Annotated in this window: 16 protein-coding genes and 1 tRNA gene; 12 read left to right on the top strand and 5 right to left on the bottom strand. The window is 40.1% G+C overall.

Going from position 1 to position 18318, the window contains the following annotated elements; genetic code table 11:
• Nucleotides 1-23: 23 nt before the first annotated feature.
• Nucleotides 24-470 carry a DNA polymerase III subunit chi gene (locus tag ACHUE3_RS12285; protein WP_394192774.1) on the bottom strand — a complete coding sequence of 149 codons (447 nt, stop codon included), beginning with the start codon at nucleotides 468-470 and terminating at the stop codon, nucleotides 24-26.
• 177 nt (nucleotides 471-647) lie between these two features.
• Entirely contained in the window at nucleotides 648-2159 is a 1512-nt protein-coding gene (pepA, locus tag ACHUE3_RS12290; RefSeq protein WP_394192702.1) for a leucyl aminopeptidase, read from the bottom strand.
• Nucleotides 2160-2443: 284 nt separating this feature from the next.
• On the opposite strand from pepA, the gene lptF reads away from it, so the two are divergent.
• Both lptF and lptG read left to right on the top strand, forming a co-directional pair.
• Complete coding sequence (gene lptF / locus ACHUE3_RS12295; protein ID WP_394192703.1) at nucleotides 2444-3556, top strand: LPS export ABC transporter permease LptF; 1113 nt, start codon at nucleotides 2444-2446, stop codon at nucleotides 3554-3556.
• Nucleotides 3553-4620, top strand: a complete 1068-nt coding sequence (gene lptG / locus ACHUE3_RS12300; protein WP_394192704.1) for an LPS export ABC transporter permease LptG — start codon at nucleotides 3553-3555, stop codon at nucleotides 4618-4620. The genes lptF and lptG overlap by 4 nt, the downstream gene beginning before the upstream one ends.
• Before the next feature lie 42 nt (nucleotides 4621-4662).
• Here the strand turns inward: lptG and ACHUE3_RS12305 are convergent, their stop codons facing one another.
• Nucleotides 4663-5157, bottom strand: a complete 495-nt coding sequence (locus ACHUE3_RS12305; RefSeq protein ID WP_394192705.1) for an RDD family protein — start codon at nucleotides 5155-5157, stop codon at nucleotides 4663-4665.
• Nucleotides 5158-5408: 251 nt separating this feature from the next.
• Here ACHUE3_RS12305 and ACHUE3_RS12310 point away from each other — a divergent pair.
• A tRNA-Leu gene (locus ACHUE3_RS12310) sits at nucleotides 5409-5493 on the top strand.
• Nucleotides 5494-5996: 503 nt separating this feature from the next.
• Nucleotides 5997-6470: a GNAT family N-acetyltransferase gene (locus ACHUE3_RS12315; RefSeq protein ID WP_394192706.1), complete on the top strand. Its 474-nt coding sequence runs from the start codon at nucleotides 5997-5999 to the stop codon at nucleotides 6468-6470.
• A gap of 122 nt (nucleotides 6471-6592) precedes the next feature.
• Here ACHUE3_RS12315 and ACHUE3_RS12320 read toward each other — a convergent pair whose 3' ends face one another.
• Both ACHUE3_RS12320 and ACHUE3_RS12325 read right to left on the bottom strand, forming a co-directional pair.
• Nucleotides 6593-7888: a sensor histidine kinase gene (locus ACHUE3_RS12320; protein ID WP_394192707.1), complete on the bottom strand. Its 1296-nt coding sequence runs from the start codon at nucleotides 7886-7888 to the stop codon at nucleotides 6593-6595.
• Nucleotides 7885-9234 (bottom strand): sigma-54-dependent transcriptional regulator, encoded by a 1350-nt coding sequence (locus ACHUE3_RS12325; RefSeq protein ID WP_394192708.1) that lies wholly within the window; start codon nucleotides 9232-9234, stop codon nucleotides 7885-7887. The genes ACHUE3_RS12320 and ACHUE3_RS12325 overlap by 4 nt, the downstream gene beginning before the upstream one ends.
• Before the next feature lie 114 nt (nucleotides 9235-9348).
• Between ACHUE3_RS12325 and ACHUE3_RS12330 the strand changes: the two genes are divergently transcribed.
• The 8 genes from ACHUE3_RS12330 to ACHUE3_RS12365 all read left to right on the top strand — a co-directional run bounded on the left by ACHUE3_RS12330 (nucleotide 9349) and on the right by ACHUE3_RS12365 (nucleotide 18080).
• On the top strand, nucleotides 9349-9474 hold the full coding sequence (locus ACHUE3_RS12330) for a hypothetical protein (RefSeq protein WP_394192709.1): 126 nt from the start codon (nucleotides 9349-9351) through the stop codon (nucleotides 9472-9474).
• A 105-nt stretch (nucleotides 9475-9579) separates the two neighbouring features.
• On the top strand, nucleotides 9580-10830 hold the full coding sequence (locus tag ACHUE3_RS12335; protein WP_394192710.1) for an HlyD family secretion protein: 1251 nt from the start codon (nucleotides 9580-9582) through the stop codon (nucleotides 10828-10830).
• A gap of 25 nt (nucleotides 10831-10855) precedes the next feature.
• Nucleotides 10856-11593 (top strand): ABC transporter ATP-binding protein, encoded by a 738-nt coding sequence (locus tag ACHUE3_RS12340; RefSeq protein ID WP_394192711.1) that lies wholly within the window; start codon nucleotides 10856-10858, stop codon nucleotides 11591-11593.
• Nucleotides 11594-11678: 85 nt separating this feature from the next.
• Entirely contained in the window at nucleotides 11679-14114 is a 2436-nt protein-coding gene (locus ACHUE3_RS12345; protein WP_394192712.1) for an ABC transporter permease, read from the top strand.
• A gap of 330 nt (nucleotides 14115-14444) precedes the next feature.
• Nucleotides 14445-15440 carry a fatty acid desaturase gene (locus tag ACHUE3_RS12350; RefSeq protein ID WP_394192713.1) on the top strand — a complete coding sequence of 332 codons (996 nt, stop codon included), beginning with the start codon at nucleotides 14445-14447 and terminating at the stop codon, nucleotides 15438-15440.
• 83 nt (nucleotides 15441-15523) lie between these two features.
• Nucleotides 15524-15904, top strand: coding sequence for a VOC family protein (locus ACHUE3_RS12355; protein ID WP_394192714.1), 381 nt, complete (start codon nucleotides 15524-15526; stop codon nucleotides 15902-15904).
• A gap of 49 nt (nucleotides 15905-15953) precedes the next feature.
• Nucleotides 15954-16205, top strand: coding sequence for a TIGR03643 family protein (locus tag ACHUE3_RS12360; protein ID WP_394192715.1), 252 nt, complete (start codon nucleotides 15954-15956; stop codon nucleotides 16203-16205).
• A gap of 735 nt (nucleotides 16206-16940) precedes the next feature.
• Nucleotides 16941-18080 (top strand): Na/Pi symporter, encoded by a 1140-nt coding sequence (locus ACHUE3_RS12365; RefSeq protein WP_394192716.1) that lies wholly within the window; start codon nucleotides 16941-16943, stop codon nucleotides 18078-18080.
• The last annotated feature ends 238 nt before the right edge of the window (nucleotides 18081-18318 follow it).

The following is an 18318-nucleotide window of genomic DNA, read 5'->3' on the forward strand; positions in this document are numbered from 1 at the left end:
TTAGTTAGTCTTTCTAAGAGCGACTAGCTATTAATATCTTGCGTGGTGATATTGGCACCTAGTTGGCGCAGTTTTTTAAAGCGCTCACGAGCAGCTTGTTTAGCGACTGCCTCTACGGGTACAAAATCAAAAACTTGGTTAAAGCGACGAATAAAATCCGGAAGCTGTGCGGCCAAATTTATTAAAACTTTTCGATTACTGACCGGAGGTGTCATACCAATTTCAACAGGTGCACCGCCTTTTGGCCCTTCACCTTGGAGGTTGTGAGGCACAAAGCTGTCAGGGTCAAATGACCAAATCGTTTCATCAATGGCATGGGCTGTTTCTGTGTTATCAACAAAAACAAAAACACGGTGACCAAGGCGATACTGTTCTGCGGCAATTTGTGCGGCTAAGGCAAAATGATCATCCGCTTTCGCTTGTGACTCATCTTGTTGCTTTAGAACAAAAAATTGGGCATTGATGCTCATTGTATCGGGGTTTCCCATTGCATTGCATATGTGGCTTTTTAGCACACATAAATTAGAGCAAGGATTTTGCCATAAAACAGGGTTTGCTTCAATGAATACACTACGTTACTCATTAATTAGTGGGGAACAAAAAAGGCGCTAAACAAGCGCCTTTTAGATGACTATAAGTATGAATACTTAGTCTTGTGCTGCATCGCTTACACCAGCACGATTTAGCAAATATTGCGTCAACATAGGCACAGGACGACCTGTCGCACCTTTGTTTTTGCCACTGCGCCACGCTGTACCGGCTACATCTAAATGTGCCCAGTTATACTTTTTAGTAAACTTAGATAAGAAGCAGGCTGCGGTAATTGTGCCAGCTGCGCGTCCGCCTAAGTTAGTAAAATCAGCAAATGGGCTTTCTAGTTGATCTTGATAATCATCCCACAATGGTAGCTGCCATGCACGATCGCCACTTTGCTCAGAGGCTTTTAATAAATCATGAGCAAGTGGGTTATGGTTTGATAGCAAACCAGTGGCATGAGCACCTAATGCAACAATACACGCACCAGTTAAAGTTGCTACATCAATCACGGTTTCAGGTTCAAAACGCTCAACATACGTAAGGGCATCGCATAATACTAAACGTCCTTCTGCATCGGTATTGAGCACTTCAACTGTTTGTCCTGACATAGTCGTTAAAATATCACCTGGGCGATAAGCGTTTGAGCTAGGCATGTTTTCACAGCCGGCTAAAATACCAATCACATTGATAGGTAATTGCATTTGTGCAAGAGAGCGCATTGCGCCAATAACACCGGCTGCACCACCCATGTCGTATTTCATTTCATCCATACCTTCGCCTGGCTTAAGAGAAATACCGCCAGAGTCAAAAGTAAGGCCTTTACCAACAAGAACGATAGGGGCTTGATCTTTTGCGCCCCCTTGGTAGTTGATAACCGACATAACCGATTCGTTGTCACTACCACGGCCAACGGCTAAGTATGAGTTCATACCAAGTTCAGCCATTTTTTCTTCGCCGATAAGCTCAACGCTCACGTTGTCAAAACTGGTTGCCAGTTCTTTTGCTTGTTCGCCTAAATACGCAGGGTTACAAATATTTGGTGGCATATTTGCTACGTCTTTACACAGCTTACTACCTGCGGCAATGGCTAAGCCATGTTCAATGGCGCTTTCACCAATGGTTAATTCGCGACGTGTTGGTACGTTAAATACAATCTTACGCAGTGGACGGCGTGGGTCGCTCTTTTTACTTTTTAACTGGTTAAATGTGTATAAGCAGTCTTGTGTTGTTTCAACTGCTTGGCGTACCTTCCAATAGGTATCGCGGCTTTTAACGTGTTGCTCAGTCAAAAAGCAAACAGCTTCCATTGAACCCGTCTCATTCAAGGTATTAATAGTTTTTGAAATTATCTGTTTATATTGTTTGTCGTCAAGCTCGCGCTCTTTACCACAACCAACTAATAAAATGCGTTCACTTAGCACATTTGGCACATGGTGTAATAACAGCACTTGTCCTGGTTTGCCTTCAAGGTCACCACGACGAAGTAAATTAGAGATATAACCATCACTGATTTTATCGAGTTGTTCACCAATGGGGGATAAACGACGTGGCTCATAAACGCCAACTACAATACATGCGCTACGCTGCTTTTCAGGACTACCACTTTTTACGCTAAATTCCATTGTCACTCCTAATTTTGAGTCATAGAACCCTTAATATGGGTAATTTAATAAATTTCTAGGGCTAAGCAACTTTATATGTTTAATCTTAGTCTAAAAACGTTAACTCATTATGTGTTTTTGAACTTTATACCTTTGACTCGATTAATACCACTAAAGCGGCAATATATCGTGTTGTTAGGTATGATATTTGATACTGATGGCATATAATAAATAGAGTAAAATGCTAAGTTTACTTAGTTTTTCCCGCTATTGAAGTAAAACACGATGTTTAACAGGGGCAAGCATTGCTAATTTTCCGTTATTTGACCACTGAAGTCTTAAAGTCTCAGGTCGCTGTATTTTTAACCCTAATGACCATCTTTTTGTCGCAAAAATTTGTGGTTATTTTAGGCGATGCGTCCGAAGGTGGCATTCCCGCTAAGCTAGTGCTCTCGATGATTGCGCTTAAACTTCCACAACTAGCCTCATTAATTTTACCACTAAGTATTTTTTTAGGGATTATCCTCGCCTATAGCCGTATTTACGCAGACAGTGAAATGACAGTCCTAAAAGCCTGTGGGGTCAGTGAGTGGTATGTTGTTCGTGTTACTCTTATTTCAAGCTTTGGCTTGGCAATAATGGCTGGATTTTTAACACTCTATGTAGCGCCTTGGGCCAGCGAACTTGAATACCAATTAAAAGAGCAGGCCAAAGCAGATGCGGGCTTATCCGCGCTAAGAGCAGGTCGTTTTCAACAAACGGGTAATGAAAAAGCCGTGGTGTTTATTCACAATATTGATAATGGCGGGAAAGAACTCAATAAAGTATTTGTTGCACAATTACCAGACAGTGAAAAAGATAACTTAGCTCGCTTGGTTTATGCACAGCGTGGTGTTGTTGTTGAGCAAGAAAACGGTGAGCAACAGCTCGTGCTTAGCGAAGGTAAACGCTATGAAACTGATGGCCAGTCACCAGCGCTAAATCTAACAGAGTTTGATGGTTACAGCGTGCAAATACGCGAGCAGGAGGTAGAGCACCAGCGCCGTAAATTAGAGGCTGTGCCAACGATGAATTTAATCTCGATGAATACGCCAGAAGCTGTAGCGCAATGGCAATGGCGTTTAGCAATTCCGCTCTCAATACCATTACTTACATTGCTTGCAGTTCCGTTAAGTGTTGTAAACCCGCGACAAGGTAAATTTGCAAAATTAGTGCCTGCCATCAGCCTTTACTTGGGGTATTTTATATTACTTAATGCGGCAAAATTTGCGGTTGAAGATGGCAAAATACCGCCATCAATTGGTTTGTGGTGGATTCATATTACAGCCCTATTCATTGGTGGGTTTTTAATTATCAAAGGGCGACCAGTGGGGGCTTGGCTCAAAGCGATTGTAACTAAGCGGGAGTTAGGCGCATGATGAAAACTCTCGATTTATACTTGGGTCGAAGCATTATTCAAACTACCGGTTTTGCGCTTATGGTATTGGTGGGCATAAGCACTTTAATTAAGTTTATTGAGCAACTTAAATCGGTTGGTCGTGGTAGCTATGATATTGCAACTGCGCTGCTTTACACTCTTTACAGCCTACCGGGTGATTTAGTGGTGTTTTTCCCAATGGCTGCCTTAATCGGTGGTCTCACAGGTTTGGGAGCGCTTGCTTCCAATAGTGAGCTGGTTGTGATGCAGGCGGCGGGTATGTCGCGTTTGCAAATTATTATATCAGTAATGAAAACCGCCGTCTTTATGGCTATTTGCATGATGGCTCTTGGCGAGTGGGGCGCACCTGAGGCGCAGCAAAAAGCCAAAGAAATACGCAATCAAGCAATTTACGGTGGTGATGTATTTAATGCACAACAAGGTGTTTGGGCAAAAGATGGCAATAACTTTATCAATATTGAAGATGTTGATCAAAATGGTGTTTTGCATGGCGTTAACATGTACCACTTTGACAAGTCATTACAACTAACTAAGATAACCAAAGTGCGAGAAGCTGTGAGCAGGAATGATGGCTGGTTATTACGTGATGTAAGCAAGGTAGAAATAGGCGAAGAGCAAATTATTACCGAGCAGCTCGATGAAGAATTTTATGAGTCACAGCTTACAACTGAAAAGCTTGGGGTGGTGTCTGTTAAACCTGAGTCATTGTCGTTTACTGGGCTGTGGTCATACTTAGATTACCTTAAACAAAATGAGCAAGACACCAGTACTTACGAATTAGCATTATGGCGTAAAATTATGCAGCCAGTGTCTATTGCCGTTATGTTATTGGTTGCCTTGTCATTCATATTTGGCCCCCTTAGAACAGTGACTATGGGAGCACGTATAGTGATGGGGGTTGTGACCGGAATTGTGTTTCACTTAACTAATGAAATTTTTGGTCCAGTAGTGATGGTGTATCAAATACCTGCAATTATAGGTGCAACAGTACCGAGTGTTATATTTATCGGTTTTGCAACTTACCTACTAAATAAACGAAATTGATAATAAAGGAGCTAGATAATAGCTCCTTTATTTTTTGTAGGGTTAATCTAAAGAACGATAAATTCGTTTGTTCTCTTCTTTTGATAATGCCACAACTTCTGTTTTAGCAATGTAATCTTGCAGCGCACGTTTATTTTTAAAATCAACCAGCACCACCAAGTTACCCAACCCTAATAATGCACTAAGGCTACGAATAATAGCTTGTGGCCAACTGATCAGATTACCGTCGCGTGTTTGAACTTTTAAGCGCCATGCGCGCATACCAATTGTTTGACCGCTCTTTGTCCAAAAATAAGCAAAAAACACAATATTAACAGCAACAAATAATGCACTGCGGATACCATACAACAGTGGAGAGTCTTGAATTAAAGCTGCTGGGTCTTCTGTAGGCGCGATAATACCCAGAGCAATAAAACTTTGTATCGCGGCAAAGTATAAAATAGCCGTTAGCATAGATAATGAAATAACGACTAATGAGTCGTAAATTAATGAAGCAAAGCGGCGCCAAAAGCCCGCACTTGGAAAATCACCAGACATAAATATACTCACAAAGTTGATATGCGCGCTAGTTTAGCAAATAGGGTGACAAATACTAGGACCGCAAAACCACAGAATGTTAATGGTTGCTTAATTGTTAAGCGGTTGTTCACGCTTTTGTAAAAAAGGCTTGCCGCTAAGGCCATTGTTTGTATAATGCTTGGCATAGAGACGAAGACAGTTTTATAAGTCCTAGCTCTAAAGTGGTTTTTCTTTATCTTCTCGTGTTTAGAAGGTTAAAGAAAAATGATGCCAGCGTGATGAAATTGGTAGACATGGGGGATTCAAAATCCCCTTCCGAAAGGAGTGGCGGTTCGAGTCCGCCCGCTGGTACCACTTTTGATAGCCCTTGCTTTTTAGCAAGGGTTTTTTTATGCCTGTAGAAAAGTGCAATGCGGACTCGAGCGCCACTTGGAGTGGCACTGTTACGAGTTAAAGCCCGCCCGCTGGTACCACTTTTGATGACCCCGACCAAATTGGTTGGGGTTTTTTTATGTCTGAAATAAAATGAAATACGGACTCGAGCGCCACTAGATGTGGCACTGTTACGAGTTAAAGTCCGCTCGCTGGTACCACTTTTGATAGCCCCGACCAAATTGCTCGGGTTTTTTATGTCTAAAGAAAAGTGATTTAGAATCCGAGCATCCCAAAGTAGTTCTGTTGTAAGTTAAGTCAGTCTGTTTATCGCGCGTTTAATACTTCGTACTTACAGCTAAGTTTTTGTCTGGAATAAAGTCGTAGCGTATAGTTCAAGTCAGATAAAGTATAAGCTAGTAATTAATTGTTATTAGTTAATATTAGATTAGGTACCTAATAACCTATTAACTGAGACTAAATAAATGATATTGCAGCTAGATAACTCAAGTTACACAATTACGAGGGAAATCCACAGTGTTTTCCAACGTTCTTATAAGATTGAAGCGGAGTTAATAGGTACGCTGAATTTCCCACCGTTATTGCGCACTGTTACTGATATACAAAATTCTCAAACGCTTTTTTATGGATTTTATGACGATACGCAGCTTGCGGGGGTTATTGAGCTGGAAAGTAATGATAATCAATTAGAAATTAATAGCTTAGTGGTCGACCCTGAACACTTTCGCAAAGGTATTGCGAATAGATTAATGCACTTTGTACTTAATGACTTCGCGAGTACCGCTCCAATTAAGCCAACGACTATTGTTGTTGAAACCGCTGTAGTAAACGAACCCGCGATTAGGTTATATAAAAAATATGACTTTGTAGAGTTTAAACGATGGACCCCAGAACACGGCATTGAAAAGCTAGCGCTGATCAGAAATGAGAGTGCTTAACTTAAAAACTCCCGTTTAAGTTAGACTTTTTACTAAAGTTAATGAGGTATGTTTACATGCCTAATTCAAGCTTTTTACTGATAAAGCTAATCGCTCTTCAAAGTACTTCTGTTCGAATCGAGCTAAACAGGTAACAATATTGTTGCGATTACGCCTTGGTGTTTTTCTTTATTGGCTAAACTTAAACTACCATGATGCTGCTCTATCACGTTGCGACAAAAGCTCAGACCAATCCCTTGTCCTTGTTGTTTAGTAGTGTAAAACGGCACAAAAATATTGTCAGGGTTGGCAAGGCCTTGTCCATTGTCGTCAACGGTGATGCAGTTTACTCTGCCTTGCTGGTGAATGCTTAGTGCAATTTTCATCGGTGGAGTGCTGGCTTCAATGGCATTTTTTATCAAGTTTATCATCACTTGATGAATAAACGTGCGATCGGCTTTAAAGGTTGTAGCTTTAGCTACGCAGCTAAATACAACATCAGGGTAAATTGCACAGACTTGTTTTAAAAATGCAGCAGTGTCTATTTCAACTATATTGAGTGCCAGTGGTTTATTTATATCACCATAGCGAGTGACAAATTCATTAAGATAATTACAGCGCTCACTTATTACATTAAGTGCTTGTACTTGTCGTGGTTCGGTGAGCTTCACGGCGAGATTTTCAGCCATTGCAGTGACTGGGGTGAGTGAGTTACGAATTTCGTGACCGAGTACGCGAATAATTTGCTGCCATGCTTGCAGTTGGCTTTCTCGAAGCGCAGAAGTGATGTCGATCATAACAATAAGTTGATGGCAGCTGCCTTGCTCTATAAATTCACTGTGGCGTATTTGCCATTGCTGGGCTGTAATAACGTCGCTAAATTGCCAATGCTCGTCTTGCTTTGTAAGCCCTAATTGTTCAGCGTTTGAATAGCGTAAAGTTTGCCATTGAGTCTGTTTAAATTCACTAAACGCATTATTGGCATAGCTGAGTTTATTATGTTGATCTAGCACCATGATAGGCACATTAAAATGCTCAATTAATTGGTACACCAAAAAAACATGCTGATCGTAGCGCGACTTCTTTTTAAATAACTCTTCACTTAGTGAAATCAAACTTTGCTGTAATTGGTGAATACTCCCTGCCTGATAACTGGGTTTAACGAGCTGGTTATAATCTTCGTTTAAAATGGCATCTAAGTGGGCATGATTGCGGTTAAAGCTGTTGATTACTTTTTTGTAGGTACGAATAAACAGCTTAAAGTAAATACCTAAAAATAGGAGTGAGAACCCAGCTGAAGTAACAATAGATAAAGCAAAATACTGAGCAATCAAGTAGCTGCCTAGTGTGGCAAAAAGACCGCTCAATAGCGCAAAGCCGATTAAGCTGCGCTCAAGCGATGATTGATAAAGGCAACTCGGTTTTATCGTGTTTTTCATCCACTAATACCGTACTTTTCTAGGCGACGATACATAGATGATTTACCTAAACCTAATAACTTAGCGGCGTTAGGGATATGTCCTTGAGTTTGCTTAAGGGCTAGATCAATTAATTGGCGCTCTGCGTGCTCTAGTGTCATAAGTGGCAACACGTTACTGTTTTGATTGTTTTGTAGGTTTAAGTCATCGGCAGTTAATATATCGGTTGTTGATAATAATATTGCGCGTTCTATCACATGGCTTAACTCGCGTACATTACCCGGCCAAGAATAGTGGTTTAATGCCTGTTTAGCGCATTCACTCAATATAAGTACGGTACTTGAGTATTTTTTAGTATGTAAATTTATAAAGTGCTCGCACAAAGGGACTATGTCTTCAGTGCGTTCGCGAAGCGGCGGGATCACAAACTCCAAGGTATTGACGCGATAGTATAAATCCTCTCTAAACTGGCCTTGATTTATCAGTGTGGCAATATCGCCATTGGTAGCGCATATTAAACGCACATTAGTTTTTTGGGTTTGACTCGAACCGACCATTTCAAACTCTTGGCTTTCGAGTACCCGCAATAGCTTAGCTTGCTGTGGCAGCGGTATATTGGCTATTTCATCTAAAAATAAGCTACCGTTATCGGCCAGCTCAAAGCGCCCAATACGCTCACTTTTGGCATCGGTAAATGCGCCTTTTTTATGGCCAAACATTTCGCTTTCAAATAACGATTCAACAATTGCTCCCATATTTACCGCGATAAACGGGTGTGTATGACGCGAAGACTGCTGATGAAGCCATTGTGCTAGCTGGCTTTTACCTGTGCCATTTTCACCTGTCAGTAAAATATTAGCATCGGTTTTAGCCACTTTAGCTAACTGGCTTATTAATTCTTGCATAGCGCGTGACTGATACACAAATGCAGGCGTGTCATGATCGCTAAGCTGTTGCTGCAACTTTTGGTTTTGTTTATTTAACTTTTTAAGCGTGAGTTGTTGATCAACTAGTTTTAATAAGCGCTGGTTTTGCCATGGCTTTTCAATAAAGTCACACGCACCGTGTTGCATAGCGCGCACTGCTAGATCTACGCTCGACCAAGCCGTCATTGTAATGACGGGAATATCTAATTGCTGTTTATGTAAGTGCTTTAAAAACGCCATACCTTCGTCACCAGAGGTGGTGTCGCGGGTAAAATTCATATCAAGCAAAATAAGGTCAATTGTCAGGCTGTCTTCAATCAGAGTCTGTGCTGTAAAAGGCGAGTCGCACTCGAGTACCTGATAGCCGTTATCCTCTAATATAAAACGCGCGCTTAGGCGAATTTCAGGGCTATCTTCAATGATCAAAATAGTGGCAGACATAAACTTCCAAATAGGTGAGTAGGCGCAGCATGATTGTAGCGTATAGCGATTTCTATGCCAGTGATTTTATTATTGTATTTCAGCTTGTTAGTTATTTAAAGGTGGTTGTATAAGGTGTTTTATTCCGATTTCGGACTCTTTGAGTCCGATTTTGAAGTTGCAGTATTAAGTGTATTTAAATCGTTAGTGCCTGAGCAGTTTCAAACTGGCACTGAGCAGTCCGGTATCGCCGCTTTATAAGGCTTTTTAAATAGTGAATGCTTGTAATTTATTGTATTTATTGGTTTTTAATATTGGCACGTGTTTCGCTAAAGCTTATATATACAAAGCATAATACGGTGCAAGATGGACATAGTAAAAACAAAAGTAGTAAAGCAGTTATCGCTTTGGCATAAGCTAATTTTATTACTGGCTGTTATTTTAATTGTAGGAGTGATTTATCAGCGCAACAGTCAAGGGAGTGTGTCTGTATCGCGCAGTAATATAATTATTAGTGATGTACGCCAAGGTGCGCTTTCAATTACGGTTACAGGTTATGGTGAGCTTAAATCTGCGCAGCAGCAATTGTTAACGGCAAAAACTCCCGCCACAGTACAGGCTATTTTATTAAAGCCCGGTGCAATTGTGACTAGTGATTCTGTAATAGTGCAATTAGCCAATCCAGCGCTTGAGCAACAGCTTGAAAGTGCGCAGCAAGAGCTTAAAAAACTCAATGCTAATTTGCGTCAGTTAAGATTAAACAATACCCGCGAGCAATTAAACGAACTTTCTCATGTGGCACAAAGCCATGCCGCTTATGAAAATGCCAAACTAAAATTAAAAGCTGAAACCAGTTTAGTTGAACAGGGGATCGTCTCAACACTTAACTATCAGCGTAGCAGATTAGACGAGCAACAACTAAGTAAACAATTAGCTATAGCGAAGCAACGTGCAGAGCAATTAGAGTCTGTGCACATAGAATCTGAAAATATTCAGCTTGAGCAAATCAAACAGCAACAAGGGGTTGTGGCGATGGCACAAACACAGCTAGCTAATCTATCTGTTGCAGCGGGAATCGATGGCGTACTCCAGCGCTTACCGGTTGAGCTTGGGCAAAGTGTAAACGCAGGGCAAGAAATTGCGCTTATCGGCTCGGTTGATTCACTCATTGCGATAATTCAAGTACCACAAAATCAAGTGGATGATATTCGATTAGGGCAGCTTGCCCATGTCGACACCCGTCGAGGGGTTGTTAAAGCAAAGGTCGCGCGCATCAGCCCTGTGGTAGTCAACAATACCGTAGAGGTCGAGTTATCCTTGCCTAAAGAGCTCCCTGAAAATGTGCGCCCGCAATTAACAGTTGATGCCAATATCAATATTGCGCAATTAAAAAATGTTGCTTATATCGAGCGCCCTGCAAACGTTAAACCACACAGTGTAAGCGCGCTTTATCAGGTAAACTCACAGCAACAAAGTGCGTATTTAGTTGATATTAAGTTTGGTCGCGAGGCTGGGCGCTTCATCGAAATACTCAGTGGTGCGCAGTTAGATCAGCAATTGATTATTTCAGATTTAACCAACCTTACTCGCCGCAATAGCGAAATTCTAATTAATTAATTAATTAATAAGCAGGACGAAAGTAATGACAGAGCAAAAAGTAACGAACACTCAAACGGATGTCGTATTAGCAATGAACGGAATTAGTAAGGTATTCGAAACACAAGAGCTGCAAACATATGCACTGCGTAGCATTGATTTGTGTATTTATCGCGGTGAATATTTGTCGATATCGGGGCCATCTGGTTGTGGTAAATCAACATTACTTTCACTTTTGGGTTTACTTGATATGCCAACAAGCGGTGAATATTTTATTGAAGGTAAAAACGTGTCTTCACTTTCGCTTAATCAGGCTGCTGACATTCGCAATGCAAAAATAGGGTTTATTTTTCAGTCGTTTAATTTAATTGACGAGCTGAGCGTATTTGACAACGTGGCATTGCCACTACGTTACCATCACACGAAACCGAGCAAGCAAGTTATTGCTGAAAAAGTAAAGGTGTGCCTTGAAAAGGTGGGGCTTGGACATCGTATGAGTCACAAACCTAACCAGTTATCGGGCGGGCAGCAGCAACGCGTGGCGATCGCTCGGGCACTGGTGACTGAGCCTGCAATACTATTAGTTGATGAACCAACGGGTAATTTAGACTCAAAATCGGGCGATCAGGTAATGCAGGTGTTAAGTGAGCTACATGCCGCTGGCACCACTATTTGCATGGTGACACATGATCCGCGTTACTGTGATATGGCTACAAGAAAGCTGAAGTTGCTAGATGGTGAGATGTTAGGTGCTTTGGGTATAAAAGAGCAGTTAAGTGCTTAAATAACTTGTTGAGAGAGTAAAATGAAATATCCAAAAGTAATAAAGTGCCGACGACTATTTAGATATAACTTAACGGAGTATTGCAATGACGTATAATTTAAAAAATGCATTACTTAATATAGCTAATCATAAAGTTTACAGCTTGAGTGTTGTTACAACGTTAAGCATTGTTTTATCAGCGTTAATTACAGTATTAACGCTTGCTTACATTATGCTATTAAAACCATTGCCATACCCTGAACAAGGGCGGCTAGTAAAAGCTGAATATGCTCAAATTGACCAAACAGGCTCACTCAATACCCGTGCTTTTAATTACCCAGCATTAATAGACCTATATAAAAACCATAATTTATTTGAACAAACTGCATTGGTATATTACGCCGAACAACGGCTCGATGATGTAGCGGGTTTGCCTATAGTAAACACCTCATTTGTTACTCCACAATGGTTTGATATATTCGCCATTAAGCTGCATTTAGGGCGTGGTTTTACGCAAACTGAAACCTTAGATAGTTTTAACCCCGTTGCAGTTATCAGTTATCAAACTTGGCAAAATGACTTTGCCAGTAAAGAAAACATAATAGGTCAAACACTGAGTGTGAGCGGCCAACAATTCAAAATTATAGGTGTGGCTGCCGCAGGTTTTAAATCGCCTGCACTGATTAAAACAGGCCAAATTACAGATGTGTGGTTGCCGTGGGATTACAATTTAACCTCAGCAGAGGCAAAACCAATTTGGTGGAATCGTTATTCGCGCAGCCATTTTGTGGCTAAGCTACCCAGCGATATAAGTATTGAACAGGCGAGTAAAAAGTTGTCGCAGTATGTTGATAATGTATGGCAACAGCATATTACGAATGAAGCGTTCTTTGCGGGCTGGCATATCGAACTTGAGCTTAACTCCTTGCAAAAAGTGATATTAAAAGAGACACCGAAAAATATTTATTGGCTTATTTTAGCCGTAGCTGGTTTGGTTATTATTGCCTGCGTAAATATTAGTAACGTGTTTATTGTAAGAACAGCATCGCGCAAGCACACATTAGCACTCAGTGCGGCACTGGGCGCAACCCGATTTACTTTGTTTAAACAGTTTTGGCAGGAAATTTCCTTACTAATTGGTTTGGCAAGTTTGATAGGACTTGCGTTAGCTGCGTTTTTTTTGGTAACTCTGAGTGATTTTGCTATGGCGATATTGCCGCGCGCTAATGAGCTTGCTATCAATGAAGTATCACTGCTGATCACATTGGTTAGTGGTCTAATATTAACAACACTTTTTGCATTTCTGTGCACGCGGATTATAAATTATCAACAGTTAATAACTAGCTTAAAATCAGCGGGTAAAGGTATGTCAGTGCAGGTAGGTAAGCGTGTGTGGCAGGGCTTAGTCGCCTTTCAGGTCAGTGTGGCGTGTACATTATTGTTTATTAACTTTTTAGTTTTTAGCGTAAATAAAAGTAATATTGACGAGGCCTTCACATTGCCACTTGAGCAATTAACGAGTTTAAAAGTTAATCTAGCAAGCCATCTAGCAGCAGATAGAGACAAGGTAAATCAATTACTAAAACAAGTGGCTAACGAGCTTGCTTTATTGCCAGGGGTAGCGCAAGTCAGTCGGTCCTCATCACCCATTAATGATAACTTAATTACTTGGTCATTGGTTGAAGTAGCGAGTAATAAAATCCTATTACCCTATGGGAAATCTGTTGATGAACTTTATTTTTCACTCCTGAAACAGCCCATATTACAAGGGCGTGGTTTTACAAGTGAAGATGTTGAAAGTAATGCAAATGTTATAATTATCAATGAAGTACTTGCAGGAAAAATGTCAAGTAATGGTAATGCATTGGGTATGCATTTAAGTTTTGATATAACTTCTGGGCGCGAAAACGATTTAGTCGTGATTGGTGTAGTTAAAGCAATGCCAATACCGGGAAAAACGTCGCTTGAGCCTAAAGCTTATCTTACTCGCGCAGGTTACAATTCATTTATCATAGAGTTTAAACATACCCAGCACGTAACAAAAAATACGCTTAATACCTTATTACAATCTATTGATTCGGGCTTATCTGTTCATCAATTGGAGCCATTAAGTAATCAGCGAAATAATGCGTTATTTCGTCAATATGTGGTATCAGGCACAACACTAATGATCATTATTGCTACGATTGCTTTAACTAGTATTGGTTTGATAGGTATTATGCGTTATTCAGTACTTTTAAGGCGTGCTGAAATTGGTATTCATTTGTGTGTAGGCGCAAAACCAATGGCGCTGTTTTTGTTAGTGTTTAAGCAAAATGGCAGCGCAATTGTAACAGGAATACTACTCAGTATGGCGTTATTGCTTACTTTACAGCAACCATTACAGCTCATTGCTGGTGGCATACCGCAAATTATGCAGTTTGCTATGTTATTTATAACGTTATTGTTTGTAATCTGCCTTGGCGCACTGGCGTGTTATTTGCCTTTAAATGCCCAGTTAAAACGCCCTGCAATTTACGGTGTTCAAGGGGGACAAGAGTAAAATTACGTAGCTTAAGAGGGTGGATTGAGTGACGGTCTCAATCCATCTCAATTGTAATTAGCTGATCAAGCACCAATAAAAGCAAGCTCACTTTTGTATTTCACATATAATAGAAATATCCGATTAAATCAAAATAGAAGTATCTTATCTTTTTTTCATAATTTTTAACTTCTGTTTCCTTAAGCAAATGTAGTTAAAGTCGATCAAACTGACTGTCGTTTTAAATTTACTACTTTTTTATTTTTGGCTTGCGCTTGCGCTAATCTCGCTATAGCAGCTTTTTATTTATTCGGGTATGATCTGCGCAACTTTGATTTTCAGTTGCTATTTATGAACACGTTAAGTGCCAAAGAAAATATTCAAGCCATTGTGAATGCGATTAAAGCGGAAGAAGCGAGGCTTCGTCAAAAACACCCGCTGTTAGCCCATCAAAATACCTTAGGAATGGCTATTCTTTTACTCTCGCTGGCAGCGTTAATAGGTGTAGGTGCACTTTATTACTTTGCTATTATTCCCGCTTGGTTATGCATTATTTTAGCGGCCATTGCTGCGTCAATTTCTCATGAACTAGAACATGACCTTATTCATAAACAATATTTTAGTAATCAGCCATTTTTACATAACTTTATGATGCTCACAGTTTGGTTAATGCGACCAAACACTATTAGTCCTTGGTATCGCCGTAAGATGCATTTACATCACCATAAAACCTCGGGCACCGAGCAAGATTTAGAAGAGCGCTTAGTCGGCAACGGCATTAAAAATCCATTTTTACGCGTTTTAGTGATTGTTGATGGCTTACTTGGTTTACTCATTAACACAAAGCGTTTTAGTAAAGAAATTAAAGGCTTTAGCTTTTTTAAAGTATTCAATGCAGGGTTCCCAGTAACTACTGCATATTTTACAGTTTTATACACCGTTATTATTTTTCACTTAGTTAATCTATTTGTACCACTTGAAGCAAACTCACCGGTTTTACTGTTAGATGTGATGGCAGTGTTTGAGTTTTTAATGGTGGTGTTGATTGTGCCAAATATTGTACGCTCAAGCTCACTTAACTTTGTGACTTCATCAATGCACTACTACGGCGGTGTTAATAACATGCTGGAGCAAACCCACGTAATAACCAGCCGTTTATTTGCCCCATTTAATTTGTTTTGCTTTAACTTTGGTCATACCCATACTATTCATCACTTTGTGCCGAATCAGCCGTTTTATTTGCGCCAGATGTTAAGTAAAAAAGCACTTGAGGTAATGAAAAAACACGGCGTTCGCTTTAACGACTTTGCTAGTATTAAGCAAGCTAATCGCTATCAGGCTTCTTAATACCTAGGTGCAAATTACTAATTGACCTCATGTTTGGTTAAGGTTTTAAACTCGTTATCTAACTTTATATTTAGGTAGCGACTATGAATCTTAATCAAATCACTTTACCTGTCACTGACATTGAAAAAGCCAACCACTTTTATCTTACTTTAGGCTTTACACAAATTGTTAAAAGTCCCCATTATTCACGTTTTGAGTGTGCAAATAATGCCACGTTTTCTTTGTTATTAACCAATGATACGTTTAGTAATGGTGCGATAATATACTTTGAAAGCGAAGACCTAGAAAAGTGGGTCGCGTCATTAAAAGCCAAAGGTATTGAATTTAATACTGAGGTTATTGCTCAACGTTACTTATGGCATGAAGCTAAACTGACAGACCCATCAGGAAACCAAATTAAGCTGTATTGGGCAGGACATAACCGTTTAAATCCACCATGGCGAGTGGATATAAGTGTTCAATAAGGTGAGCTAAAGTAGAAATGACTGCGTATTAAAGTAATTTGGGTGAAATATGCAATTTAATGAAAGTGATACCTCTCGGATTATTGAAATGGCATGGGAAGACCGCACGCCATTTGAGGCTATTGAAGATCTGTTTGGTTTAAACCACTCACAACTTGTTTCCTTCATGCGCAGCAATGTATCAAATGGTTCATTTAAAGTATGGCGCAAGCGACATAGTGGCCGTACTACAAAGCATTTAAAGTTACGTGATCCAGCCATTATGCGCAGTCACTGTAAAACCCAATATAAACACCGTTAGTGTTGTGTATATACCCAAGCCACCTCAAGATGCAGAATTCAGCGTTTCATAGGGGCTTATATCAAGGCGTTACTTTGCAAGAATGGCAGTCCCTTTTAAGAAGTAACAACGATGAGAGTAAGTGCCTATGAAACGCCCAAAGGGTTGGTTTAAAAGCGATTTATACTACGTTATTGATTTTAACAATAGAATCACTATTACTTGCAACCAATGCTTTGCCTAAATCGCTTTTAATTCCAACGACGCTCGCATCTTGAGGTGGTTTGGGTATACATAAGGGGCGCACTCGTTAAACGGGTTTAAATATCCAAAGAGCTGTGCCTTCCTCATTACAAGCGTTTTATGGTGTGTGCCTTGTATAATACCCCCTCTCTTTTTACCTACCTGTTATTACCATTTTGTTGTGCGTATAGCATTAAACCACCGACTAATTACAATACCTCTTAGATAAAAAAGTACAATTTATTTGATAAATAGAATAACGCGTTATCAGTTGTTCTGTAAATCAATGTAAAACTCAATGTCTGTTTTAACTGTTTGATAATAATGGCTTAAATTTAATTTTTTAGAGCTGTTTAATCTCATTTTAGTACTCTCATATCATGAGTGGCTGTTTTACGAGCGCTTGTTAATTTGAATGAAATATTTCTGTAATATTGGGGTGTTCTAATGCGCTCTGAAACAAAAACGTCATCAAAATGCCACAATCGGCAAGACAACAATTGAGATTTAAACATGAGTGAATCAAAGCAGAACACGCTATTAATTAAAACACTTAACTGGGCGGCCATTGCCTTTTTAGTTTATTTAGTACTGGTTGCCGTAGGTACAGTCAGTGGTGGTTTTAAGTTAGCGTCAGGTGGTACTCAAGGCGCACAAGAAATTTTTGCGTTTGCAACTAACCCGTTTATCGCTTTATTACTAGGTGCTTTAGCAACCGCTTTAGTACAATCGTCTTCTACTGTAACGTCAGTCATCGTTGGACTTGTGGCAGGTGGTTTACCTTTAAGTATTGCTATCCCAATGATAATGGGCGCAAATATTGGTACAACCATCACAAATACTTTGGTATCTATTGGTCATATTCGCTCAAAAGATGAGTTTCAGCGTGCGTTTGCTGCCTCAACAGTTCATGACTTTTTTAACTTGTTCGCGGTTGCTATCTTCTTACCGCTTGAAATAATGTTTGGTTTATTACAAAAGCTTTCAGCCATGTTATCGCATTTGTTTGTTGGTGACGCTGACTTATCATTAAAGAGCTATAACTTTGTAAAACCTTTAGTAAAACCTGCTGTGGGTGTAATAAAAGACGCATTTAGCTTCTTAGATACAAAAATGTTGGGCGCAGCAATGGTTGTTGCGGGTATCTGTTTAATCTTATTTGCAGTAACAACGTTAGGTAAGCTTCTTAAAAAGGCACTTGTTGGTAAGGCAAAAGACATATTACATGGCGCAATAGGCCGTGGTCCAATTGCGGGCATTACATCGGGTGCGGCTGTAACTGTGATGGTACAATCGTCGTCAACAACGACAAGCTTGATGATCCCACTTGCAGGAAGTGGTGTATTTACTACGCGCCAAATTTACCCGTTCACCTTGGGTGCAAACATTGGTACGACGATCACTGCTTTATTAGCTGCAACATCTATAACTGGTCCTATGGCTGAAGTGGCGCTAACTATTGCACTTGTGCATGTTATGTTTAATGTGTTTGCTGTTGCGCTTATTTACGGTATTCCAGTATTGCGTGAAATTCCAATTAAACTAGCGGAAAAGCTGGCTGAAATAGGCACTAAGAATAAATCGGCAGCACTGGGTTATGTGTTGGGTTCGTTCTTTGTAGTACCAGGTTTAATCGTACTAGCGGTGCGTTAGTCAAACCCAAAAAAATATAACAATGCGCTATGTGGTCATCCATATAGCGCATTTTTTATTTAAGAGGGTTGTAGTGTCTGCTTTATCATAATATTGCGGCCCCCGAGATAACCAAAGATAGCGCAGAGTGCACTTGCTAAAGCGCACACCCATAAGCTGCTATATGTGGCTCGAATTATGGGTTATAAAAAGTCAGCTCAAGAGCAGCTCAAAAGTGCACCTGTACTTTAAGCGCACT

It is taken from the genome of Pseudoalteromonas atlantica, assembly GCF_043641955.1.
Classification (GTDB): domain Bacteria; phylum Pseudomonadota; class Gammaproteobacteria; order Enterobacterales; family Alteromonadaceae; genus Pseudoalteromonas; species Pseudoalteromonas atlantica_A.